Raw genomic sequence first — 23,222 nt, 5'->3', positions numbered from 1 at the left:
ACAACCTTGGCTAACCAACTTAATAGTCTCCAGGTGCAGGAGATTATGGCCTTATTGCCACATCGCTATCCGTTTTTACTGATTGACCGTGTATTAGACTACACTCCGGGTGAAAGTCTGACGGCACTTAAAAACGTCACTATTAATGAGCCTATTTTTACCGGTCATTTTCCGGGCATGCCTATTTTCCCTGGTGTATTAATTCTTGAAGCGTTGGCGCAGGCTACCGGTATTCTCGGTTTTAAAACAGTGACCGAGCGCTCTGAAAACGAGCTGTACTTATTCGCCGCTATCGATGAAGCCCGTTTTAAAAAGCCGGTGGTGCCCGGTGATACCATGATCCTCGAAGTGAAATTTTTAAAAGAACGCCGCAACATGTGGAAGTTTTACGGCGAAGCTAAGGTTGAAGGCCAAATTGTCTGCTCGGCTGAGCTGATGTGTGCCAGAAGAGAGCTATAACGTGATCCATCCATCTGCTGTAATTGAAGCCAGTGCCAAACTGGGTAATAACGTTAAAGTCGGGCCGTTTTGCTACATTGGCCATGATGTAGTTATTGGTGACGACTGCGTTTTGGAATCGCATGTGGCGATTAAAGGCCCCAGCGTCATTGGTAAGGGTAATCATTTTTTTCAGTTCGCCAGTATCGGTGAGTCGTGCCAGGACAAAAAGTATAAAGGTGAAGCCACCCAACTTATTGTTGGTGACTACAACGTATTTCGTGAAGGCTGCTCGGTGCATCGCGGTACGGTGCAGGACCAGGGGAAGACCATTATCGGTAGCCATAACCTGTTTATGAATACCACCCACATTGCACATGACTGTGTTATCGGCAACCATACCATCTTCGCCAGTGGTGCTCAGGCTGCCGGCCATGTACATGTTGGCGATTGGGCTATTCTGGGCGGTATGACCGGCGTGCATCAGTTTGTGCATATTGGTGCCCACAGTTTCTGCGGTGGTGGTTCTATTGTACTGAAGGATGTACCGCCTTATCTGATGGTGCATGGCGCGCCCTGCGTGCCGGCCGGTATTAATACTGAAGGTTTAAAACGCCGCGGCTACAGCAGCGAAGCGCTGTTAGAAATTCGCCGTGCTTATAAAGAAGTGTACCGTAAAGGTCAAACCGTAGCCGAGGCCTTAGCCGCACTGCAGGACAAAGCCGCTGAAGTGCCCGAGCTTAAGCTGTTTACCGATTTTATCGCCAACGCCAGCAGAGGTATAGTGCGCTGATGCTTGCAACTGAACGGCCGTTAAAAGTCGCTATTATCGCCGGAGAACACTCCGGCGATATTTTAGGTGCTGATCTGATCACAGCATTGCAAGCTGTTCATCCGGATGCGGTATTTTACGGCATTGGCGGGCCGCGTATGCAGGCGCTGGGCTTTAACGCCCTGTTTGATATGGAAGAGCTGGCGGTAATGGGCATTGTTGAGGTGCTGGGCCGTTTGTCACGTTTGCTGCAGGTTAAACGCGAAATTCTTGCTGCTTTGCTCGCCGATACACCCGATGTGTTTGTTGGCATCGACGCGCCGGACTTTAATCTGCCGGTTGAGCTAAAGCTGAAACAGGCCGGTATTAAAACTGTGCACTACGTTAGCCCATCAGTGTGGGCATGGCGGCACAAACGTATCTTTAAAATTGCCGCGGCCACCAATATGGTGTTGTCGCTGTTACCGTTCGAAAAAGCCTTTTACGACAAATATCAGGTACCTTGCACCTTTGTTGGCCACACCATGGCCGATACGATGCCGCTGGATGTGGATAAAGCCGCAGCAAAAGCCGAACTGGGGTTACAACCGGATAAGCTGGTACTGGCGATTATGCCGGGCAGCCGTACTAACGAAATTAAACTGCTGGCACCTGACTTTCTGCAGGCAGCCTTACTGCTGCAACAGCAGTTCCCTGATATACAGTTCGTTACCAATATGGTGACGCCGGCTAAGGCGGCGCAATTTAATGCGATTAAACAGCAAATAGCGCCGCAGCTGCAGATCAGCGAATTTACCGGCCAGGCACGCCAGGTGCTGTTGGCTGCCGATGCGACCTTTATAACTTCAGGTACGGCGACGCTTGAGGCAATGCTGGCCAAGTGTTTAATGGTGGTAGCCTATCGCGCCAATTGGTTAACCTATCAAATTGGCCGGCGGCTGGTAAAGCTGGCGCATTTTAGCCTACCGAATTTATTAGCCGGCCGCGCTATGGTGCCTGAGCTGTTGCAGCATCAGGTTACGCCACAGGCGCTGGCAGAGGCGATGACACCGCAGCTTAGTGCCGAACGCGATGCCTTACTGGCAGAGTACCGTACCATTCATCAAAGCATTAAGTGCGACGCCAGTGCCAAAGCTGCGCAGGCGATACTACAGGTAGTTAAAAATGATGCTGTACCAGCGGCCTGATGTTCAGCTTATTTGCGGCGTGGATGAAGTGGGTCGTGGCCCGCTGATTGGTGCTGTAGTAACCGCGGCGGTTATTCTTGACCCGGCCAAACCTGTAGCCGGCTTAACAGATTCAAAAAAATTATCGGAAAAACGCCGCACGGAACTGGCTGAGCTGATTAAGCAAAATGCGCTGTGCTGGGCGCTCGGCCGTGCTGAACCTGACGAGATTGACGAGTTGAATATTCTACACGCCACTATGTTGGCAATGCGTCGCGCTGTGGCCGGCCTGAGTATTAAACCGCAATGGGTATTGGTAGACGGTAACCGTACACCCGATTTTGGCATTGCGGCCACGGCCGTGGTAAAAGGCGATTTGTTAGTGCCGGAAATCAGTGCAGCGTCTATTTTGGCCAAGGTAGCGCGTGACGCTGAAATGCACAGTCTGCATCAGGCGCATCCGCAGTATGGCTTTGACGCCCACAAAGGCTACCCGACTGCTGCGCATATGGCGGCAATAGCGGCACACGGCGTGTTAAGCCAACACCGGCGCAGCTTTAAACCGGTACGCTTGGTACTGGAGCAACAGAGCCTATGAGCGCGCCGGCTTTTATTCATCTGCGCGTGCACAGCGACTTTTCTATGGTCGACGGTGTTGCCAAAGTAAAACCCATTATTAAAGCAGCACAAAAGCTCGGTATGCCGGCACTGGCGTTAACCGATCAGATGAACTTCTGTGGTTTGGTACGCTTCTACAGCACTGCGCACGAGGCCGGCATTAAACCCATTATCGGCGTAGATTGTTGGGTGCAGCACCCGCTGTTTGGCAGTGAAAGCAGCCGTATGTTGTTGCTTGCGGCCGACAATACCGGCTATCAGAACCTCAGCCAGCTGATATCTAAAGCTTATCTGCGCGGCCATGTCGAGGGTAAACCACAAATTGACCATGACTGGTTAGCACAGTACGCGCAAGGTGTTATTATCTTGTCCGGCGGCAAAGACGGCCTGCTCGGTAAAGCGTTGCTAAAAGAAAATAACCAGAGCGTGACAGAGTTACTGGCATTTTATCAGCAGTATTTTCCGCAACGTTTTTATCTCGAGCTTACCCGCACCGGCCGGCCGGATGAAGAACTGTATATTCAAAAAGCGGTAACCCTGGCAGAGCAACATGAGTTACCGCTGGTTGCCACCAATGAAGTGGTGTTTTTACTGCCGGAAGACTTCCCGGCGCATGACATTCGGGTGGCGATTCATGACGGCTATACGCTGGATGATAAGCGCCGGCCGAAAAACTACTCAGAGCAGCAATACCTGAAATCTGAGCAAGACATGCTGCAGTTATTTGCTGACTTGCCCGAAGCGCTGGAAAACTCAGTCGAAATTGCCAAACGCTGTAATGTCACCATCCGCCTGGGTGAATACTTTTTGCCGGCGTTTCCTACCGGTGGCATGACCGACGCGGATTTTCTGGTTCTGAAATCGCGCGAAGGCTTGGAACAACGGCTGGTGCAACTGTTTCCCGATGAGGCCGTCCGCGCAGAAAAGCGCACTGAATACGACGAGCGCCTACAAATTGAGCTGGACGTAATAAACCAAATGGGTTTCCCGGGTTACTTCCTCGTGGTAATGGAGTTTATCCAGTGGAGTAAGGATAACGACATTCCGGTTGGCCCGGGCAGGGGCTCTGGTGCCGGTTCTTTGGTTGCTTATGCGCTTAAAATTACCGATTTAGACCCGCTGGAATTTGATCTGCTGTTTGAGCGTTTCTTAAACCCCGAACGGGTCTCGATGCCGGATTTTGACGTCGACTTTTGCATGGACAGGCGTGACGAAGTTATCGACCACGTCGCCGATATGTATGGCCGCGAGGCGGTATCACAAATTATTACCTTCGGTACCATGGCGGCCAAAGCGGTAATACGCGATGTTGGCCGGGTGCTGGGCCACCCGTACGGCTTTGTTGACCGCATCTCCAAGCTTATTCCACCCACGCCCGGCATGACGTTGGAGCAGGCGTTTAAAGAAGAGCCACGCCTGCCGGAGCTGTATGCTCAGGATCAGGAAGTAAAAGATCTGATTGATATGGCGCGTCAGCTCGAGGGGGTAACCCGCAACGCCGGTAAACACGCCGGTGGAGTGGTAATAGCGCCAACCAAAATTACCGATTTCTCCCCGCTATATTGTGATGATGAAGGCAATAACCCGGTTACCCAGTTTGATAAGAACGACGTTGAATATGCCGGCCTGGTAAAATTCGACTTCTTAGGCCTGCGCACCCTCACTATTTTGCAGTGGGCAGTGAATATGGCCAACACGCGGCTGAAAAAAGAAGGCCGCGACAGCATCGACATTAACAGCATTCCGCTGGTGGATAAGAGAAGTTTCGACTTATTGCAAAAGGCTGACACCACAGCGGTATTCCAGCTCGAATCGCGCGGTATGAAAGACTTAATCCGCCGCCTGCAACCAGACTGTTTTGAAGATATGATAGCCTTGGTAGCGCTGTTCCGGCCAGGGCCTTTGCAGTCGGGCATGGTGGATAACTTTATCGACCGTAAACGCGGCCGTGAAGCTATCTCTTATCCGGATGCCACCTGGCAGCATGATTCATTAAAGCCGATTCTGGAGCCGACCTACGGCATAATCCTGTATCAGGAGCAGGTAATGCAGATAGCCCAGGTGCTATCGGGTTACTCGCTCGGTGGCGCTGACTTACTGCGCCGTGCCATGGGTAAGAAAAAGCCGGAAGAAATGGCCAAGCAGCGCGATACCTTCCAGGAAGGCGCGGCAAAAAATGGCATCGACCCCGACCTGGCGATTAAGATCTTCGACCTGGTAGAAAAGTTTGCCGGTTACGGGTTTAACAAATCGCACTCGGCGGCTTATGCGTTGGTGTCTTACCAAACGCTGTGGATGAAGGCGCATTACCCGGCCGAGTTTATGGCGGCGGTAATGTCGGCCGATATGGATAACACCGACAAAATTGTGACCCTGGTGGATGAGTGCGAGCGCATGAAGCTGAAACTTATTCCACCCGATGTTAACGCCGGGGTGTATAAGTTTACGGTTAATGAGCAAGGCCATATTGTGTATGGTATCGGTGCCATTAAAGGCGTCGGCGAAGGCCCGATAGATGCCATTTTGGAGGCGCGCAATAAGCACGGCAGCTTTAGCGACTTATTTGATTTTTGTGCCAAGGTAGATTTAAAAAAGCTAAACCGGCGTGTTATAGAAAAGCTGATTTTATCCGGCGCTATGGACCGCTTGGGCCCGCACCGCGCGGCGCTGTCTGCCACCCTGGAAGAAGCGATGAAGGCGGCCGAGCAGCATGCCAAAGCGCAGGCGGTGGGTCAGGATGATTTATTTGGTTTATTAAGCCCGGAACCGGAGCACGCTGCCGCCGCCTTTAAGCAAGTAGAACCCTGGGCGGATGAGGTCTGGCTGGAAGGCGAGCGTGAAACCCTGGGCCTGTATTTAACCGGTCATCCGATAAATCGTTACCTGCAAGAGATACCCAGGTACATTTCTTGTCGCTTAGTAGAATTACAACCAACGAGAAAAGATCAAAGTGTCACTGTCGCCGGTTTGGTTGTATCGGTGCGGGTGATGATTAATAAGAAGGGCCGGCGCTGGGCTATTGTTACGCTGGATGACAAGTCGGCGCGGCTTGATGTACGGTTTTTTCCGGATCTGCTGGAAAACTTCGAGCAACAGCTACAAAAAGACCGGATCCTGGTAATAACGGGACAGGTCAGCTTTGATGATTTTAACGGTGGCCTTACAATGACCGGCCGCGATGTCAGCGAGATCACGCAAGTACGGGAAAAATCTCTGAGATCGTTGAATATCACTGTACAATCGGCACAAATAGACCACAATTACCTGCAAAGATTGCAGCAGGTACTGGGTGAATTTAAAGCAGGTACGGTGCCGGTTAAACTCCGCTATCAACGCCCGGAAGGCGAGGTAATGTTACAGCTTGGAACGCAATGGTGGGTAACGCCGGCCGACGCTTTGTTGCACCAGTTAAAGCAATTGGCAACAATAGAACTGGAATTTAATTAATTAGGTAGTGACTGTCGATGATGCTGAATTATTTAGAGTTTGAGCAACCTATTGCTGAACTTGAAGCAAAAATAGACGAATTACGTAATGTCAGCCGCAATGGCGACTACGATTTGGGCTTGGAAGAAGAGATCAACAAATTAAAAGAAAAGAGTCTGGGCCTGACGAAAAAAATCTTTGCTGAGCTGGGCGCCTGGCAGGTTGCGCAATTAGCGCGCCATCCGCTGCGGCCCTACACGCTGGATTATATCCAGCATATGTTTACTGATTTTGACGATTTAGCCGGCGATCGTACCTTTGCCAATGATCAGGCGATTGTGGGTGGTACCGCGCGCCTGGGTGACATTCCGGTGATGGTTATTGGTCATCAGAAAGGCCGTGACACGCGCGAGAAAATAAAGCGTAACTTTGGTATGCCACGCCCGGAAGGTTATCGCAAAGCGCTGCGCCTGATGGAAATGGCCGAGCGCTTTAATATGCCCATTGTTACTTTTATTGATACGCCTGGTGCTTACCCCGGTATTGGTGCTGAAGAGCGGGGCCAATCTGAGGCCATAGCTCGCAACTTAAAAGTGATGGCCGGGCTTAAAGTACCGGTAATTTGCACCGTGATTGGTGAAGGTGGCTCCGGTGGCGCTTTGGCAATTGGTGTTGGTGATAAAGTGAATATGTTGCAGTACAGCACTTATTCGGTAATTTCACCGGAAGGCTGTGCCTCCATTTTATGGAAAAGTGCTGAAAAAGCGCCGTTAGCGGCCGAAGCCATGGGTATTACCGCCGAGCGCATTAAAGAGCTGAAGCTGATTGACGAAGTGGTACCTGAGCCGTTAGGTGGTGCACACCGCTCACCGGAGCAAATGGCACAAACGTTAAAGCAAGCCTTGCTGCGTGATCTACAGAAACTGCAGAAGATGAGCAGCAAAGAGCTGTTGGACGTGCGCTACAAGCGTCTGATGTCTTACGGTTACTGTTAAACACTAATTTAGCGCCACCAAGCCAGTGCCTCTGCACTGGCTTTTTATTTTGTGGTAGCCTGAGCACCTTGATAACCCGGTAAAACATCCGATGTCTGAATTAACACCTGAGCTGAGCCCACGCTATTTATTGCAGACGTTAGCGCTGCAAGCTGACAGCCATGTGGTGCTGGCGCTTAGTGGTGGGCTGGATTCGGTGGTGCTGCTCGATTTACTGGCTAAAGCCCGGTTGTTGCAGCCATTTGCGCTGCAGGCAGTATATGTTAACCATGGCATCAGCTCCTTTGCTACGCAGTGGGGTGACTTTTGTGCGCAGCAATGCCAGGTGCGTGGCGTAAGTTTTACTCAGCGCCAGGTTGAGCTGCACGGCAGTGATAACCTGGAGCACAGAGCAAGGCAAGCGCGTTACGATGCGCTGGCAGAGTTTATCCGCGACGACACCCATATGCTGCTGAGCGCACATCATGGCGATGATCAGCTGGAAAGTCTGTTGCTGGCGCTAAAACGTGGTTCAGGTGCTGCCGGGCTAAGTGGTATAGCAGCGCAGCGCCGTTTTGCTGCGGGCACCTTAGTGCGGCCTTTATTGGCGTTTAACCGCGCTGAGCTGGCAAGCTATGCCGATGAAAACCGCTTAAGTTGGGTTAGCGATGACAGCAACAGCGATCTGCGCTTTGAGCGTAACTTTATCCGCCATCAGGTCAGCCCGGTATTGCTGCAGCGTTGGCCGCATTTTGCTGCCAGCGCCGCCCGCAGCATGCAGCATCTGGCCGATTTACAGCAGTTGGCCGACCATTACACAGAGCAGGCATTGGCGCAGTGCGTAACGGACAACTGCCTGCAACTGGCGGCGCTGGCAAGCTTGCTGCCGCTGCAGCAGGATTTGGTTATCCGGCGTTGGTTAAGTGGCTATGGGTTAAACCCGGAAAGTCAGTGGTTAAACACACTAAAACGACAGGTAATAGCCGCCAGGGTTGACGCCACGCCTGTGCTGGTGCTGGCTGACTATCAGCTACGCCGTTATGATGGCAAGTTGTATTTGCTCAGTGCCGCAGAGGTGCAACAGCCGCAGCAGGTATTGACCTGGCAGGAGGAGTCGGAATTAGTGCTGCCGGCACAGTGCGGGCAGTTGTACTTTAGCGTTCAGCCGCAACAGGGCGCTTTACCGCTTGCGGTTAGCGCGGCCAGTGTGGTTTTCGGCCAGCTTAGCCTGCGCTTTAAACCGGCCGGTGCTGCGGTGCATAAACCTTTAAAACAATGGTTTAAATTGTGGCGGGTACCGCCCTGGCAGCGCCAGCGCATTCCCTTGCTGTTGGTTAACAATGAGCTGGTTGCCGTAGCCGGCTATGCCAGCAGCTATACGCCACCTGAGGCCGTTTATTGGTTGAGCTGGCGCCGCTAGCTGCTTTTCTCAGGCAAAACGTACCGTGCTTTTACCGGCGTTTTTTGCGTCGTACAAGGCGTCGTCCGCCGCTTTGAATAACCGGCCGACATCCTGGCCCGGTTTTAACTGTGCCAAACCGGCACTGGCGCTAACGTTGTACTGCTGACAAAGATGGTGTTGATTAATCACTTTCAGCAGTCTTCTGGCCACCAGTTGCGCACTGTCCGCATCCTGGCCGGATAAGATCACGGCAAATTCATCACCGCCAAAACGGAATATACTGTCTGTCGCTCTGAGCGTGTCGCGCAAACAGCCGGCAACTACTAACAGCACTTCATCGCCAGCCGCATGGCCGGCAACATCGTTTACCTGCTTAAAGTTGTCTAAGTCCAGTAGCAGCAACGCGCAGCTGTTGTCGTTACGCTGTGCCAATTGAACTGCTTTGGCAATGGCATCGTCAAAAAAGCGACGGTTACCTAAGCCGGTCAGGGTATCTTTCAGTGCCAGTTGCTGTAAGCGGGCTACCACCAGCGCATTACGCAGTGAAAACAGCCACTCTGATTCAAGTAACAGCAGTTCACGCTGCAGCATAGGTGTGAAGGCATAGTCGCTTTGGTACACCAATTCGGCCAGACATTGCTGATTTAATACCAGCATACTGCGATGCTCAAAGGTTGCGGTTTGAGAGCCGCGGGCAGGGAACTCGCCTACGGCAGTATTAAGCTGCAGTAACGACAGCGGCAAAATCTTGCCCACCGCCATTGATACGATATTTACCTGTTGCTGGATATCCAGAGTGGTTTGTAACTGGCTGATCAAGCTTTGCTCTGCACTTGCCGGTAGCTCGGGCCAGTGCTGCAGCTTGGTTATTGCGGCATAACAAGGCGCACTGCTTAACGCGACATCGTGTAGTAATGCGTATTCCATAAAACGACCTTTTTGGTACTTATCTGCTTGCTTATAAGCAAATATCAGGCCATATATGAAATATACTTTAATTCAACACCTTAGAAACACAGGGGCAGTGTTAAGCCAAAGCTGTCAAGCCGTTGACACTACAAAGGCTGTTTAATCGGCAAGAAATTGCATAATAGTGTCCATTTGCGCCAGCGCGTCTTCATAGCCAAGCTCAATCAATCTGCGGGTGTAGCGCTGTTCAAACAGCAGGTAGCTGGCCAGGCTGGAATCTGAGTGTTGGCGGATACCGGTAAAACGCAGCATAGTGCGAACCGCCAGCGGCAGCGACAGGAAGTGTTCGCTGGCAATCTGGCCAAAATTTTGGCTCGGGTTTATCAGCAGGCTTTGTACCGGCTTTAAGTCGGACTTAACGCCATGTTGCTGCAAGGTATTAATGGTATTGTTTACCCGCTGCATGCGCTCTAAATCCGAGTTCAGGCTGTCGGTAAACACCGTATCCAGTAAATGGCCGGCTATGGTAGCCAAATCCGGGTGGTGCAACATACGTTGGTTGTGTTCATTTTTGCGCGGGTCGGCCACACCAATGATCATTATTTTGTCGGCACCTAAATGAATAGGCGCGCTTAGCGGTGCCAGTTGATTAACCGAGCCGTCGCCGAAATATTGCTGATGAATACGCACGGTTGGAAACACCACCGGGATGGCGGCTGACGCCATCAGGTGATGCACGCCTAACAAAGTCCGCTGGCCGCAGCGTTTAGCGCGACGCCACTCCTGCGCACTGTCAGACTGGAAAAAGGTAATGGAATCGCCGTTGTTATAGCACGACGCCGTAACAGACACGCTGGACAGGTAGCCGCCCATAATATTGCGGTCAATCCGCTTTAAATCCAGCACCTTACTCAACAGCTGCCGCAGCGGTTTGTTGTCGAATAAACTGACGGCATGCTTATTGGCATAGTCGGCCTGAAACGAGCTGAAAATACCGCGTAATAACTGGCGGAAAATACGCGGATAGTCAGAGTAATACACCTGGTCGGTGTGGAAGTTACGCCAAATCCATTCCAGCTTTTTTACCCCCAGATGAAAACAGGAGGCATAGCAGGCCATGGCTGCGCCGTTTATCGCACCGGCGGACGTCCCGCTGATAATTTGAAACGGTAATTTAGCGCTTCTGGGATATTGCTGCGCAATAGCTTTGAGCACACCAACCTGATATGCCGCCCTGGCGCCGCCGCCGGAGAGCAGCAGGGCCGTCTTTTTTTCTGGCTTTACTTCTGGTTCAGACATAACGGGGTTGAACTTTTTCCATACAACAGGCTCTTTGCCTAGTATAGTGCTGGAATAATTCAGGAATGCAACGCTTAAAAGCGTTTCAATGTCAGATCGCGAGCGGAGAAGTTATGACAGAGCAAAAATCAAACAACAGTCAACAGTTATACTATGCCGGTATAGCCGCCGTCGTTATTGTACTGCTGGTGGCGCTATGGTGGCTGTTTGCGCCGCAGCAACCGAAGCCGGCTGTACAGGCGCCTGCGCCGGTAGAGGTGCCCGCAGTGATTGAAGCAGAACCGCAGCCAGAGCCGGAGCCGGTAACTGACGCCGGTGAAGCAGAAACGCCGGTTACAGCACCAGCGCAGCCCGACCCGGAGCCTGCGGTAGAAGAGCCGGTATTGCCTGCACTGGAGCAATCCGATGTTGAGGTTAAACAGCGTTTGCTGGCGTTGGATTGGCGGCCGGGGCTGGCCAATTTATTTGTCACTGAAGATATGCTGCGCAGCCTGGTAGTACAGGTTGATAATATTGCCCAGGGCCAACTGGTTGCCGGGCAGCCGGTGTTAATGCCGTTGGAGCAGCGCTTTAGCCTGGATGAGGGCGAACCGCTGTTGTTGGAGCAGCAGAGCTTTGGCCGTTACGAGCCTTATATTCAGTTGTTGGAAAGTGTGCCGCCGCAGCAGCTGATGCCGTTATTTGAACGTTACGAGCCACTGTTGCAGCAGGCGTATGCTGAGTTGGGTTACCCCGATGAGCTGTTTAAAAATAAACTGATTGCCGCTATTGATCTGTTGCTGGCAACACCGCAGGTACAGTACCCATTAGAGTTGGAGCGGCCGTCAGTGGTGTATATTTTTGCCGATCCTGCCATAGAACAATTGCCGGCGCCGCAAAAGCAAATGATTCGCTTGGGGCCGGATAATCAAAAGAAAGTCAGAGCGTTATTGCAGCGATATCGGGCAGAGTTAACATCTACTCCTTAAATTTCTACGGGCTGTTTGCGGTTAAGCAGCCTGGCAACGCTTTTTGTTCTTCGCCGTAAAAACAAGTGGTTGAATAAAAAAACTCGCCTATGCTGAATGTTGATTGTTAACATTTAGCGAGGTTTGCCGGTTTATGCTGAACAACTACTCTGTAAAAAGCCGCTTGACGGTGTTGGCGGCTGTGCCGCTGGTAATACTGTTGATCGTTACCTGGGTTGCATTGCAAGAGATGCAACTGCTTAACCGTGGTATCAATAGCTTGTATATCGACCGGGTAAAACCGTTGCAGCAAATTAAGCAGGTGTCAGACGCTTATGCGGTTACCGCGGTAGATACACTGCATAAATATCGCGGGCAAATACAGGATAGTGATACGGCCGCAGCAAATCTCAATCAAGCATTGTCCAGTGCTGAAATGGCATGGAAAGCCTATAAGCAAACTGAACTGACGTCAGAAGAGCGCCGTTTAGTTGCTGACGCAGAGCAAAAAATGGCACCGTTTTTGGCTGCCATCGAGGGGTATCAGCTTGCGATACGTGACAACAGCTTACGTGCCGACAATGCCGACGCGTTCAACCAGGCGCTGTATCAGGTTGCCGATCCGCTCAGTAGTGCACTGGATAAACTGATTGTGTTACAGCTGAGCGAAGCCGACAGATTCCGTCAGCAGGCGCAGCAGGAATACGACAGCTTTCAATTATTATTTGGTGTTGTTCTTGTTGTTGTATTTGCAGGACTTGGCCTGCTGGGTTGGCTTATTTATCGCTCTATCCAACATCCGTTACGGTTATTGCAAAACAGCATCGTCACTGTTGGTAATGATCTGGATCTGCGTGTTCGGGCCGATGTATGTGGCAAAGACGAAATTGCAGCGACATCACTGGCACTAAATGAAACCCTGCAACGGTTGCAGCAGTTTTTTACTGAACTGGGGCAAGCTATTACTCAACTCGCTGCAGCATCTGAGGAAATGAGCCATATCAGTGAACAAGTCAGCAGTACTGCGATGGAGCAGGAGCAAAAAGCCAATTTAATTGCCACTGCTGTCACACAAATGTCTGCGGCGATCCAGGAAGTGGCGAACAGTGCTTTGCGTACGTCAGAACAAGCAAACGAAGCAGATGGCTACTCGCAGGATGGCTTTGAACGGGTGATGCAGAACATGCGCTCTATTGAGCAGCTGGCCGTTACGCTGACCGACGCCGGTAATGTTATTGGCCACCTGAATACAGAATCGGAAAAAATAACCCAGGTATTGGCCGTTATACGCACTATTGCCGAGCAAACCAATTTGTTGGCATTAAATGCTGCTATTGAGGCGGCCCGAGCCGGTGATGCCGGGCGCGGCTTTGCTGTGGTTGCTGATGAGGTAAGGCAGTTGGCGACTAACACCCAAAAAGCAACAGAGTCTATCAAGGGTATGATCGATAATCTGCAAAGCTCATCGAAGCAGGCTGTCAGCTCAATGGATGACTCAAAACGCTATGCGGAGACCAGTGTCGACAATGCAAATGGCGCGGCAACGGTGATTGAGCAAATCAAAAATTCTGTGGCCGCTATTGTTGATATGAATGTGCAAATTTCTACTGCTACCGAGCAGCAAACTATAGTGGCAGAAGACATAAGCAAAAATATCAGTGAGTTTACCGTCAGTATCAGTGAAGTGACACACAGCGCGAAGCAAAGCGCAGAAGCCAGTGATATGCTGGCTCAGCTGGCGGTGAAATTGCAATCACAGGCGGCGGTTTTTAAGGTTTAGCAGCAGTCAGGCTTGCAACAACCTGCGCTTTTTTGCATAATGCGCGCCTGTTGAGGATTCAGCAGTTCAATGGTAACCCCATTGGTCCTCTCGCAATACTAGTAGGCGAACCTGGTCAGGTCCGGAAGGAAGCAGCCACAGTTTATGACGTATGTGCCGGGATGTGGCTGGTGGGGTTGCCACCCAAATTCCGCTTCTGTGTAAAATCCCGTGTCACAATTTCCAGCGCCTGTAACACGGTATCGATGTCAATTTGCTGTTGCTCTAGCAGCATAATTAAATCTACCGCCAGTTTGATATGCTCAGGCGCCTGTGCCAGTTTCGTTGTCACAGCTTATACTCAGGCATTACTGTCTAGAAATTGCCGCGCCCGTGCTACCGCTTCTTTAACTTTCATTTGCATTTCAAAACGTTCGCTTTGCGGCAGGTAAAACGCCATATCGACTTCATAACGGATATAACGCGGTGGCAGCAGGTTTAGTGAAATACAGCATAGATCGGCCAGGTATTCGGCATCTTTCTCCTGATCCAATCCCAATTCAACCACATGATCCAGCGTAAGTTTCTCATAATAGTTGTGGATGTCGTCGTCAAGTTTCATCGCTGTGCCCCGGTAGTTTAGTGTTTACCAAAGCATAATCAGCTTTGACAGAAAACACCACTGAAAGATTGAGTTAGCAACAGCGGCTGCTACAATGCGCAAAATGCGTTAACAGAAGAACACTGATGCAAAAAAATACTACCCCCTGCTATTACGGCGATTATTTGCAGCTGGACAAAGTCCTGACCGCTCAGGCTCCGGAAAGTGCCAAATATGCCAACGAAGCGCACGATGAAACCCTGTTTATTATTGTGCACCAGGTATATGAGCTGTGGTTTAAACAAATCTTGCACGAGTTAAAAGCCGTGATGGACGTGTTTGCCGGTGCAGAAGTAAAAGACGAGCAACTAACCGGTATCGTGCATAAACTGAAGCGGGTTATGACGATTCAGCAGTTGTTGAACCAGCAAATTGGCGTTATGGAAACCATGACGCCGCAGGATTTTATGTCCTTTCGTGATTACCTGGTACCGGCGTCCGGCTTTCAGAGTATTCAGTTTAAAATGCTGGAAATCGGTTTAGGCTTGAAAAGTGATTTCCGTATCGATTTTGATAAAAACTCATTTTACAGCCGGTTGAATGAAAAAGACCGTACTTTCCTGCAGCAACTGGAGCATGAACCCAGCCTGTTTGAACGGATTGAAAAATGGCTGGAGCGCATGCCGTTTCTGGAGTTGCAAGATTTCAGTTTTTGGCAAATGTATCAACAAGCTACCGACGCCATGCTGGCAGAAGATAAAAGCACCGTGCAGGCCATTGCACAAATTGCTGAACACGAGCGCGAACTGCAACTGGCCGAAATTGCCCGTACTGCAGAGAAATTTGCTGCCTTGCTGGATAAAGACAAATATTTGCAACTGCAGCAGTCAGGTGCCTTCCGTTTAAGCCAGCGCGCTATGTTATCGGCGCTGTTTATTACCTTGTATCAGGAAGAACCGGTATTTAACCTGCCGTTTCAGTTACTGACCTGCTTAACCGAGATAGATGAGCTGTTAACCATTTGGCGCTATAAACACGCCATGATGGTGCAGCGGATGCTGGGTACAAAAATAGGCACCGGTGGCTCGTCCGGGCATGATTATTTAAAACGTACTACAGAGAAAAACCGCATTTTCACTGATCTGTTTAATATGGCGACGTTTTTATTGCCCAAAGCAGATTTACCGGCCTTACCACCACAGGTAAAACGGCGTTTAGGTTTCTATTTTGCCGGCGAAATCTGAACCGCACAGCGTAAAAGCGGCCTTAAATAATTGCAGGTGCAGTTGTACCAGCGCAGCAACATTGCGCTGGTAGCCGCCGCCAATGACCGCCGCCACCGGCACTGATCTGTCGACACAACTTTGCAGCACCAGCAGATCACGTTGGTACAGCGCTTGAGTAGAAATGCCCAGCAAACCCAGCTCGTCCAGCTGATGAATATCCACGCCGGCATCGTACAGCACTAAATCCGGCTGGTGCCAACTGAGCAGGCTATGCAGGCTTTGTTGTACCGCCTGCAGATAATCGCTATCGCTACAGTCTTTTGCTACGCCAATATCCCAGTCAGACCGCTGTTTACGGTAAGGGAAATTCTTCTCACAATGAATGGAGCAGCTGACAATGCGCGCCTCGTCACTTAGCATTGCTGCGCTGCCATCACCCTGATGCACATCCAGGTCAATAATCAGTATTTTATCCAGCCCCTGGTTAAGCAGGTTTTTTGCCGCCAGCACTAAGTCATTAAACAAACAAAAACCGGAGCCTTCGGCATAAAACGCATGGTGGTAGCCGCCGCTTAAATGCAGCGCTATACCGCTGGTTAGCGCCGCCTGCGCAGTTTGCAAGGTACCACCCAACGAGTGTAATGAGCGCTGAAACAATTGTTCAGACCATGGAAAGCCAATACGCCGCATCGCTTTGGCGTCAATACTGCCGTCAGCCAGGCTTTGAATATATTGCGGACAATGCACCTGCGCTAACAGCGTTGTGCTGACCGGCTCTGACTGCGTAAAAGCACTGGCCGGCACGCCAATATTAAGCAATTGCTGATGCAGCTCACGGTACTTGGTAATGGGGTAGCGATGTAACGGTGGTAACGGCAGTTCGCTGTAACAGGGGTGATACAGCATTGCTGGCAGAGCGCTTAACATGGCTTAATTCCGCCGCTCCAGTTCCTGAATTTGCTGCTCAATGTCAAACAACGCTTTGCGGCACCGGCCTAACCTGGCATGCAGCGCAAGACCGCGCTGTATGGCCTCTGCTGAGTTATCCCGCGCTGCCAGGCTAATCATGTCTAACAGGCGGCGTTCAAACTCCTGAGTGTCACTCAATTGCTGGTACAGTTGTTGGCTGCCAGCGTTAAGCTGCTGTACTACCGCGGCCGCTTTACGGCCTTTGCTGGTAGGTTTGCGCCGGACATCAACATTTCGAAAGGCTTGCGTTAACGCCGCAGTTTGCTCGCTCAGGCGTTGTGCCAGGCGTTGTTTGGCCGCCAAGCTTAGTTTAGCGTTATGCAGATGCGCTAAGTTGCGCTGTGCTTCGGCAACATAGTCGGTTAAATGCGGTGAGCGGCAACTGAAGACCGTGCTGTCAAACCAGTTCTGCGGTTTACCGGGCAGTTGCTGGCGATCAATACTTTCAGCTTGTTGGCGTAACTGTTGCAATTGGTGGCTCAGCGTGCCCTGTAAGTCCATTTAATTGCTCCAGGCTTGCCAGGCCAAACGCAGTGCTATTGCGACGACCACACAGATAAACACCGGACGGATAAAGCGGCTGCCAAACTTAATGGCAGAATGCGCACCCAGCCAGGCACCAAGCATCAGGCACAAACCCATCGCCATACCCAGCGCAAAGTTGACATGGCCCAGTGCAATAAAGGCCACCAGTGAGAACCCGTTACTGACAAAATTCATCGTGCGTGCCACGCCACAGGTCAGCAGCAGGTTAATGCGGTACATCGCCATGGTAGACACCATCCAGAATGCACCGGCGCCAGGGCCGGCAATGCCGTCATAAAAGCCCAGCGTTAGCCCCTGAATACGCTGTTGCCAGAACAGCTTAGTGTCTTGCGGCGGTAGCTGCAGTTTGTCATCCGGCTGCATTCGGTTAAATAAGCTGTAGATGGCGGCAAGCAGGATCAGTAATGGCAATACTTTCTCCAATGCCTCTTTACTGATCATGTCTACTACCAGGGTACCCAGCACTGCGCCGATGGCAGTAAACAGTAAGCTGCGACGCCAGTACAGTGGGTTAAACAGCTTTTTACGGTAATAAGTCAGTGATGCGGTAAAAGAGCCAAATGTTGAGGCCAGCTTATTGGTGCCCAGCACTACATGCGGCGGCAGGCCGGCAGTGAGCAGAGCCGGTACTGTTAACAAGCCGCCGCCGCCGGCAATAGCGTCGATAAAACCGGCAGCAAAAGCTACAGCGCAGAGGATAAGTAACACAGAGGGGTCTATAGCCAGTTCAGCAAACAAGGTTCTATCCTGCTAATACTCAATTTGTCGACGAAACGGCGGCAAGGCGTTCAGCATGGCGGCACCGTAGGATTTAGTCACCAGACGCCGGTCCAGAATAACTATCCGGCCTTCGTCCTGTTCTTGCCTGAGCAGTCTACCACAGGCCTGTACCAGTTTCTTCGAGGTAGCCGGAATAGTCTGCTGTAAAAAAGCATTGCCGCCTTTTTTCGTGATGGCTTCGGCTAAGGCCTCTTCCAGCGGCGATGTAGGCACGGCAAAGGGCAGTTTGGTGATCACCAGATTAGTTAATAATTTACCCGGTAAATCCAGCCCTTCGGAAAAGCTTTGGGTGCCGAATAAAATACTGGTGCGGTTGTGCTTACTGTTTTCACCATGCAACTGCAACAAAGCCTGGCGTGAGGCTTCACCCTGCACCAGCAGCGAAAAACCTTTCTTGCGCAGTGCCTCTGCCACCTGCTGCATTTGCCAATACGAAGCAAACAGCACCAAGCTGGCCTGATTGTCGGGTAAATACTGCGGCAGTAAAGTTATCAGTTCGTCCGTATAAGCTTGCTCAGTGGGCTCACATTGCATTTTCGGAATAACAATTTGGCCTTTTTCGGCATAGGCAAAAGGTGAAACAACCTGCAGTGTTTGTAAGCCGTCAAAGTGAGTTAAGCCAAGATCATATTTAATGTACTGAAACGAGTTCAGCGCCGTTAACGTTGCCGAGCAAAGGATCACGGCGAAGGCGTCGTTAAATAACAACTGTTCCAACTTATTGGCCACGCCAAGCGGGCAGGCATGGGCAATAACATACTGGCTTTGGTTTTGCAGCTCAACCCAGCGTGCCTGGTAGACATTTTTGTCCTGCTGCTGGGCATACAGTTGCCACAGCGCTTGCTGTTGCTCAAACTTTTGCCGCAGGTAACTCAACTCCTGTAACAGCGCCATACTCTGTTTTAATGGCAACTGTTGCTCTGTAATGTTTTCCTGCAACTGCTGCTGAATTTTTTCTACCTGAGTCAGGGCTTTTTGGCTAACCTGCGCCAGTTGCTCCGCTTGTTGCTGTAATAATTTTGGCAGGGCTGCATCGGCGAAGCGGTGCTCGGTTTTCTCAGCAAACCAGCGCGGTTTAAATTCCGTAACACAACGCTCTACCGGTTTGAGTAAGCTGCTGAGCTCATTGCAGCTGTCATCAAAACGCAACAGTTCTTTCATTACCGTAGCCGGTAACAGCGTAATCAGTTGTTGTATGGTTTTAGCGGCTTTTTCCAGCCAAATATTATTGTGGGTCAGCTGGGCCTGAGCGGCGAAAAACTCACGTGCACTGTCCGGCAAATGGTGGGCTTCGTCGATGATGTACAGTGTTTCATCCGGTGGCGGCAGTATGCTGTTGCCGCTGGCTAAATCTGCTAACAGCAGTGCGTGATTAACCACTAATACATCGGCAGAGCTGACTTCAGCACGCGCCAAATGAAACGGGCAATTCAGATGGCGCCGGTTTGTTTTACTGCAATGTACAGGGTCTGCCACAATGCGCTGCCACAACTCTTCTGCCAACGGCGTTGCCAGCGTATCTCTGTCACCCAACCACTTGCGTTGCTGCCAGTTATCCAGCAGGGTTTGCCAGTCAAAGCCGGCATTAGTAACAGTGGCAAACAACTCAGGATGTTTTTGCTGCTGGCGTACACGTTCAATACAGGCATAGCGCTGCCGGCCTTTTACCAGGCTAAATTCAAACAGCAACTTACTGTGCTGCTGGAAAAACGGCAGATCTTTATTTACCAGCTGTTCCTGTAGCGCCACGGTGGCGGTAGCAATGACCACTTTTTTCTTCTGCGCCAGAGCATAGGGAATAGCTGCCAACATATAGGCTAGCGACTTACCGGTGCCGGTACCGGCTTCAATTAAACCAATACGCTCATTGCGGTGGTAAGTGCCGGAGATAATCTTCGCCATTTCCGCCACCAGTTGATTTTGCCCCGGCCGGGATTGATAGTTCGGCAGAGCAGTTTTAATGCGTTGATGAATAGTGCGGATTTGCGCTTTGAGCTGATCTGTTAACATAGAAGGTTATGTATTTTTATACAGTTGTTGGATTGTATACTGATTACCGCAGGTTAGCAAAAACTGCCAACTCGCAAAGTAATCGGAATTTAGTTCCGCCGCGGATGAATTAACTGATGATTTGGATATGACTTTTTGTAACCTTTAGTTTACGGCATGCAAGGGCTTTGATTAGACCCTTGCATGCGCATTAACAGCCGGCTAATAGCTGGTTTTTTTCAACGTATTGATTTTATATATTATATTTTGCTTTTGTCAGGTGCTTTCAGCAGGTTTCATTTTAATACGCTGTATATTTATCTGCTACTTATCTGCCGTGACAGCAGGAATTACAAATTGTTCCGTAAAAGCTGTTGACCCTGCTGAAAAATTACGTTTATTATCACTGGGCGACAAACCGGAGGTTATCCGGTGTAAACGGAGTGCCAAGCGCCGTAAAAGGTTGGTAACTGTTAAAAAATAGAATCACTAGATAGTGGTCCAGGGAGAAATACATGTATACGAATAATAAATTAAGCAAAGCCGTGCGCTTAGCTATTGCATTTGGTGCTGTCTCAGCAACTGCTTTCACTGCATCAGTAACTGCAGCGGAAGAAGACGAAGTTGCTAAAGTTGAACGAATTGAAGTTACCGGTTCGCGTATTAAGCGGACTGATTTAGAACAGTCTGTACCTGTTACCGTAATCGACCGCGCTGCCATTGATCTGTCTGGCCAAAACTCTATTACCGACGTAATCCGTGGTACTACTTTCAACTCTGCCGGTTCTTTCCGTCCTCAGTCAGGTAGCGGTCAGCAGGGTGTGGCAACCGTAAGTATGCGTGGTTTAGGTGCATCACGTACTCTTGTTCTGATAGATGGCCGTCGTTTGCCAACTTCACCATCAGCAGGTCAGGGCCAAGACTTAAACGCCGTGCCATTAGCAGCAGTTGAGCGTATTGAAATACTGTCTGATGGTGCCTCTGCTGTTTACGGTTCGGATGCTATCGGTGGTGTAATTAACATTGTTACCCGCAAAGATTTTAATGGCGTTGAATTACGCGTGGGTGCATCAGAGGTTAGCCTGCCTTCAGAGGGCGGTGATCGGGAAGAAGGTTCTGTTGTATTTGGTTCTTCTAACGATACAACCCGGGTTATCGGTGGTGTGTCATGGAACAACCGTGACATCATTTTTGAAAATGCTTATTCTTGGGTTCGGCCCGGAGCATCGATTTACGGTAACAACTATACAGAAACTAATAACAGCCAGGGCTTCCGCTCTATTCCGGGAGGCTGTACAGCGGAAAACTTTATTCTGGGCAATACACTTAATAACAATGCGCTGATCAATGAACCAGCCGATATTGAGGACGTACAGCCTGAAGAACTGACCACCATTGATACTTATCAGCAGTGCGGTTACAACTTCAACGCTACTAACGCAAACGAAGCCTCTACCGGTAACCAGGGCTTATTCCTGAATGCTGAGCATCAAATTAATGACGATTGGCGTGTGTTTGGTAACTTTAACGCGGCTAAAACCAAATCGTTCGGTCGTTATGCTCCATCGTTAAATGATCCAGGCAGTTTGCTACGCGCTGACAGCTGGAATAACCCGACTAACCCTGCCAATATAGCTGCTGGTGGTGTATACGACGAAGCAGCTGTTGACGGTTCACGTGACCGGGATAATTGGGAAGGTAATAGTGTATTCCCTAATGCCGGTGAGAATCGCGACCTGAAATACTGGCACCGTTTTGCTTCTATCGGTAACCGTGACAGCTATGTTGATTCTTATGCTACCGACGTACTGGTTGGTGCTCAGGGTATGATTGGTGATGTTGATGTTGACTTTGGTGTTCGTAAAAGTAAGCAAAAAACATATGACGTAGGGTATAACTATCTGCTGCGCAGCGCAGCTGATGATTTGGTAAATATTACCACTGCCGATGTGCTGGCTGGCCAGGCTGCTGATGAAAACTTTGTGTTCTACGACCTGCGTGATCCTTTAGGTTCTCGTTACGCTGATAATGCAGACCAAGCCTCTGCTTACCAACAGCTGATTAACAGTATGAACGTAACTATTGCTCGTTTAAGCCAGTCAGTACAGAAAGAAGCTTTTGCATCTGCCAGCTTTGACTTGTTTGAAATGAATGCCGGTATTGTGCAGATGGTTGTAGGTGCTGAATACCGTAAAGAAGAGTATGTTGATAAATATGATTCGCTGTCAGAAGCTGGTGTGGTAGGTGGTTCAGCCGGTAACTCTGCAGGTGGTGGTCGTGACGTTAAATCAGCTTATTTCGAAACGTTGATCCCTCTGCTTGACAATTTAGAAGCGACAGTTGCTGGTCGTTACGACAAATATTCAGACTATGGTAATGATTTCTCACCAAAAGTGTCTTTCCGTTATGAGCCGCTGGACGGATTAGTTATGCGTGCGTCTTACGGTAAGGGGTTCCGTGCTCCTACCCTGGATATCATCACTATGCAACCTTCATCAGGTAACCCTGGTGTAGAAGATGCTGCTACCTGTCTTAACTTTGGCCAACTGGCTGATTGTGAAGTGCAGGTTCGTCAGATTACCCAAGCTAATCCTAGTTTGAAATCTGAACAATCAACGCAGTATGCATTGGGTGTTGCTTATCAGCCAACCGACTGGTTGAACTTCGCTATTGATTACTACAATATTGAAATTGAAGACCGGATCGCGTTCTTTGGCGCAGTTGAATTAATTGCATTAGAGAAAGCTGGTGACCCAATTCCTGCTGGCTTAGGCGTAATTCGTGGCGGTAACCCGCAACCTGTACCAGGCGGTAATCCTGCTTTGCCTATCCTTAGCGTAAATGGTGGCTATGCAAACCAAGGTACTTGGGAAACGTCGGGTTTAGACTTCAACTTTAAAACCAATTTTGATTTTGGTTCATTTGGTCGTTTAAACCAGAATTTACAAGTCAGCTATGCACTGGATAGTACTGTGGATGGTGGCCGTAACCTGGTAGGTGAGCGTAACCCTGGTATTCCGGGTTCCATGCCGCGCAGCCGTGTTGCGTTCAGTAACGTATATACTATCTCTGACTTCGATTTAAGCTGGAATATCAACATGATTGAAGGCCAGAACAGATACAGAGACTTAAGCACAACTCAAAGCTTAGGTAGCTGGACTACGCATGACTTGCAGGTAACTTATAATACGCCGTGGAACAGCAAAATTTCGGTTGGCGCGCTGAATGCGTTCGAAAAAGAGCCGGAGTTGATCAATGCTGGTGGTCGTAACTATAACTTTAACCTGTATGACGCATACGGACGTGTAACATACATTCGTTTCTCTCAAACGTTCTAAGATAGAAATGACGTTAAAAGGCAGGTTTTCCTGCCTTTTTTATTTGCTTAAAATTTTGGGAGA

General features: G+C 50.1%; 18 protein-coding genes, 1 other RNA gene and 1 pseudogene. 12 read left to right on the top strand and 8 right to left on the bottom strand.

All coding sequences use genetic code 11. The features are described from left to right. The first annotated feature begins 6 nt into the window (after window positions 1-6). From fabZ to tilS, 7 genes are all read left to right on the top strand, one after another. The gene (gene fabZ / locus ACTZWV_RS12100; RefSeq protein ID WP_444786783.1) at window positions 7-459 is read left to right on the top strand and encodes a 3-hydroxyacyl-ACP dehydratase FabZ; all 453 of its coding nucleotides are present in this window, start codon (window positions 7-9) and stop codon (window positions 457-459) included. Then, window positions 440-1,231, top strand: a complete 792-nt coding sequence (lpxA, locus tag ACTZWV_RS12095) for an acyl-ACP--UDP-N-acetylglucosamine O-acyltransferase (RefSeq protein WP_444786782.1) — start codon at window positions 440-442, stop codon at window positions 1,229-1,231. The genes fabZ and lpxA overlap by 20 nt, the downstream gene beginning before the upstream one ends. Continuing rightward, window positions 1,231-2,397, top strand: a complete 1,167-nt coding sequence (lpxB, locus tag ACTZWV_RS12090; protein WP_444786781.1) for a lipid-A-disaccharide synthase — start codon at window positions 1,231-1,233, stop codon at window positions 2,395-2,397. Before lpxA ends, lpxB begins: the two co-directional genes overlap by 1 nt. Next, window positions 2,375-2,974, top strand: a complete 600-nt coding sequence (gene rnhB, locus ACTZWV_RS12085; RefSeq protein ID WP_444786780.1) for a ribonuclease HII — start codon at window positions 2,375-2,377, stop codon at window positions 2,972-2,974. Before lpxB ends, rnhB begins: the two co-directional genes overlap by 23 nt. Beyond that, complete coding sequence (gene dnaE / locus ACTZWV_RS12080; protein ID WP_444786779.1) at window positions 2,971-6,441, top strand: DNA polymerase III subunit alpha; 3,471 nt, start codon at window positions 2,971-2,973, stop codon at window positions 6,439-6,441. Before rnhB ends, dnaE begins: the two co-directional genes overlap by 4 nt. Window positions 6,442-6,458: 17 nt before the next feature. Then, on the top strand, window positions 6,459-7,415 hold the full coding sequence (gene accA, locus ACTZWV_RS12075) for an acetyl-CoA carboxylase carboxyl transferase subunit alpha (RefSeq protein ID WP_444786778.1): 957 nt from the start codon (window positions 6,459-6,461) through the stop codon (window positions 7,413-7,415). Window positions 7,416-7,506: 91 nt separating this feature from the next. Further along, window positions 7,507-8,814 carry a tRNA lysidine(34) synthetase TilS gene (gene tilS, locus ACTZWV_RS12070; RefSeq protein ID WP_444786777.1) on the top strand — a complete coding sequence of 436 codons (1,308 nt, stop codon included), beginning with the start codon at window positions 7,507-7,509 and terminating at the stop codon, window positions 8,812-8,814. Between the two features lie 9 nt (window positions 8,815-8,823). Here the strand turns inward: tilS and ACTZWV_RS12065 are convergent, their stop codons facing one another. After that, complete coding sequence (locus ACTZWV_RS12065) at window positions 8,824-9,723, bottom strand: GGDEF domain-containing protein (RefSeq protein WP_444786776.1); 900 nt, start codon at window positions 9,721-9,723, stop codon at window positions 8,824-8,826. Window positions 9,724-9,864: 141 nt separating this feature from the next. After that, window positions 9,865-11,004 carry a patatin-like phospholipase family protein gene (locus tag ACTZWV_RS12060; protein ID WP_444786775.1) on the bottom strand — a complete coding sequence of 380 codons (1,140 nt, stop codon included), beginning with the start codon at window positions 11,002-11,004 and terminating at the stop codon, window positions 9,865-9,867. A 113-nt stretch (window positions 11,005-11,117) separates the two neighbouring features. On the opposite strand from ACTZWV_RS12060, the gene ACTZWV_RS12055 reads away from it, so the two are divergent. The 3 genes from ACTZWV_RS12055 (at window position 11,118) to ffs (ending at window position 13,907) form a co-directional block, all read left to right on the top strand. Next, window positions 11,118-11,972 (top strand): DUF3014 domain-containing protein, encoded by an 855-nt coding sequence (locus ACTZWV_RS12055; protein WP_444786774.1) that lies wholly within the window; start codon window positions 11,118-11,120, stop codon window positions 11,970-11,972. A 133-nt stretch (window positions 11,973-12,105) separates the two neighbouring features. Next, a complete protein-coding gene (locus ACTZWV_RS12050) occupies window positions 12,106-13,731 on the top strand; it encodes a methyl-accepting chemotaxis protein (RefSeq protein ID WP_444786773.1) in 1,626 nt (541 codons plus the stop codon). A 79-nt stretch (window positions 13,732-13,810) separates the two neighbouring features. Continuing rightward, an RNA gene (ffs, locus tag ACTZWV_RS12045) (signal recognition particle sRNA small type) lies at window positions 13,811-13,907 on the top strand. A 29-nt stretch (window positions 13,908-13,936) separates the two neighbouring features. On the opposite strand, the pseudogene ACTZWV_RS12040 reads toward ffs, so the two are convergent. Both ACTZWV_RS12040 and ACTZWV_RS12035 read right to left on the bottom strand, forming a co-directional pair. Then, window positions 13,937-14,062, bottom strand: a pseudogene (locus ACTZWV_RS12040) (DUF2496 domain-containing protein); the annotation flags it as partial. A 9-nt stretch (window positions 14,063-14,071) separates the two neighbouring features. Beyond that, the gene (locus ACTZWV_RS12035) at window positions 14,072-14,332 is read right to left on the bottom strand and encodes a late competence development ComFB family protein (RefSeq protein WP_173500918.1); all 261 of its coding nucleotides are present in this window, start codon (window positions 14,330-14,332) and stop codon (window positions 14,072-14,074) included. A gap of 125 nt (window positions 14,333-14,457) precedes the next feature. Here ACTZWV_RS12035 and ACTZWV_RS12030 point away from each other — a divergent pair, with 125 nt between their 5' ends. After that, a complete protein-coding gene (locus tag ACTZWV_RS12030) occupies window positions 14,458-15,555 on the top strand; it encodes a tryptophan 2,3-dioxygenase family protein (protein WP_444786772.1) in 1,098 nt (365 codons plus the stop codon). Here the strand turns inward: ACTZWV_RS12030 and ACTZWV_RS12025 are convergent. The 4 genes from ACTZWV_RS12025 to dinG are packed head-to-tail and all read right to left on the bottom strand — an operon-like array spanning window position 15,526 to window position 19,842. Next, complete coding sequence (locus ACTZWV_RS12025) at window positions 15,526-16,464, bottom strand: histone deacetylase family protein (protein ID WP_444786771.1); 939 nt, start codon at window positions 16,462-16,464, stop codon at window positions 15,526-15,528. The genes ACTZWV_RS12030 and ACTZWV_RS12025 overlap by 30 nt on opposite strands. A 3-nt stretch (window positions 16,465-16,467) precedes the next feature. Continuing rightward, window positions 16,468-17,007, bottom strand: a complete 540-nt coding sequence (gene priC / locus ACTZWV_RS12020) for a primosomal replication protein PriC (protein WP_444786770.1) — start codon at window positions 17,005-17,007, stop codon at window positions 16,468-16,470. Then, on the bottom strand, window positions 17,008-17,790 hold the full coding sequence (locus ACTZWV_RS12015; RefSeq protein WP_444786769.1) for a sulfite exporter TauE/SafE family protein: 783 nt from the start codon (window positions 17,788-17,790) through the stop codon (window positions 17,008-17,010). Window positions 17,791-17,802: 12 nt separating this feature from the next. Next, a complete protein-coding gene (gene dinG, locus ACTZWV_RS12010; protein ID WP_444786768.1) occupies window positions 17,803-19,842 on the bottom strand; it encodes an ATP-dependent DNA helicase DinG in 2,040 nt (679 codons plus the stop codon). A 494-nt stretch (window positions 19,843-20,336) separates the two neighbouring features. On the opposite strand from dinG, the gene ACTZWV_RS12005 reads away from it, so the two are divergent. Beyond that, on the top strand, window positions 20,337-23,159 hold the full coding sequence (locus tag ACTZWV_RS12005; protein ID WP_444786767.1) for a TonB-dependent receptor plug domain-containing protein: 2,823 nt from the start codon (window positions 20,337-20,339) through the stop codon (window positions 23,157-23,159). Window positions 23,160-23,222 lie beyond the last annotated feature (63 nt).

The sequence above is a fragment of the Rheinheimera sp. NSM genome (genome assembly GCF_052380015.1).
Taxonomy (GTDB): domain Bacteria; phylum Pseudomonadota; class Gammaproteobacteria; order Enterobacterales; family Alteromonadaceae; genus Alishewanella.
The sequence above is the reverse complement of the archived record's forward strand: the minus strand, read 5'-3'. Positions and strand labels throughout refer to the sequence as shown.

What these genes read in the sequence shown, in the direction of transcription:
- lpxB (WP_444786781.1), top strand. Translation starts at nt 1,231, where the DNA reads ATGCTTGCAACTGAACGGCCGTTAAAAGTCGCTATTATCGCCGGAGAA.
- rnhB (WP_444786780.1), top strand. Translation starts at nt 2,375, where the DNA reads ATGATGCTGTACCAGCGGCCTGATGTTCAGCTTATTTGCGGCGTGGAT.
- dnaE (WP_444786779.1), top strand. Translation starts at nt 2,971, where the DNA reads ATGAGCGCGCCGGCTTTTATTCATCTGCGCGTGCACAGCGACTTTTCT.
- accA (WP_444786778.1), top strand. Translation starts at nt 6,459, where the DNA reads ATGATGCTGAATTATTTAGAGTTTGAGCAACCTATTGCTGAACTTGAA.
- tilS (WP_444786777.1), top strand. Translation starts at nt 7,507, where the DNA reads ATGTCTGAATTAACACCTGAGCTGAGCCCACGCTATTTATTGCAGACG.
- ACTZWV_RS12065 (WP_444786776.1), bottom strand. Translation starts at nt 9,723, where the DNA reads ATGGAATACGCATTACTACACGATGTCGCGTTAAGCAGTGCGCCTTGT.
- ACTZWV_RS12060 (WP_444786775.1), bottom strand. Translation starts at nt 11,004, where the DNA reads ATGTCTGAACCAGAAGTAAAGCCAGAAAAAAAGACGGCCCTGCTGCTC.
- ACTZWV_RS12055 (WP_444786774.1), top strand. Translation starts at nt 11,118, where the DNA reads ATGACAGAGCAAAAATCAAACAACAGTCAACAGTTATACTATGCCGGT.
- ACTZWV_RS12050 (WP_444786773.1), top strand. Translation starts at nt 12,106, where the DNA reads ATGCTGAACAACTACTCTGTAAAAAGCCGCTTGACGGTGTTGGCGGCT.
- ACTZWV_RS12035 (WP_173500918.1), bottom strand. Translation starts at nt 14,332, where the DNA reads ATGAAACTTGACGACGACATCCACAACTATTATGAGAAACTTACGCTG.
- ACTZWV_RS12030 (WP_444786772.1), top strand. Translation starts at nt 14,458, where the DNA reads ATGCAAAAAAATACTACCCCCTGCTATTACGGCGATTATTTGCAGCTG.
- ACTZWV_RS12025 (WP_444786771.1), bottom strand. Translation starts at nt 16,464, where the DNA reads ATGTTAAGCGCTCTGCCAGCAATGCTGTATCACCCCTGTTACAGCGAA.
- priC (WP_444786770.1), bottom strand. Translation starts at nt 17,007, where the DNA reads ATGGACTTACAGGGCACGCTGAGCCACCAATTGCAACAGTTACGCCAA.
- dinG (WP_444786768.1), bottom strand. Translation starts at nt 19,842, where the DNA reads ATGTTAACAGATCAGCTCAAAGCGCAAATCCGCACTATTCATCAACGC.
- ACTZWV_RS12005 (WP_444786767.1), top strand. Translation starts at nt 20,337, where the DNA reads ATGTATACGAATAATAAATTAAGCAAAGCCGTGCGCTTAGCTATTGCA.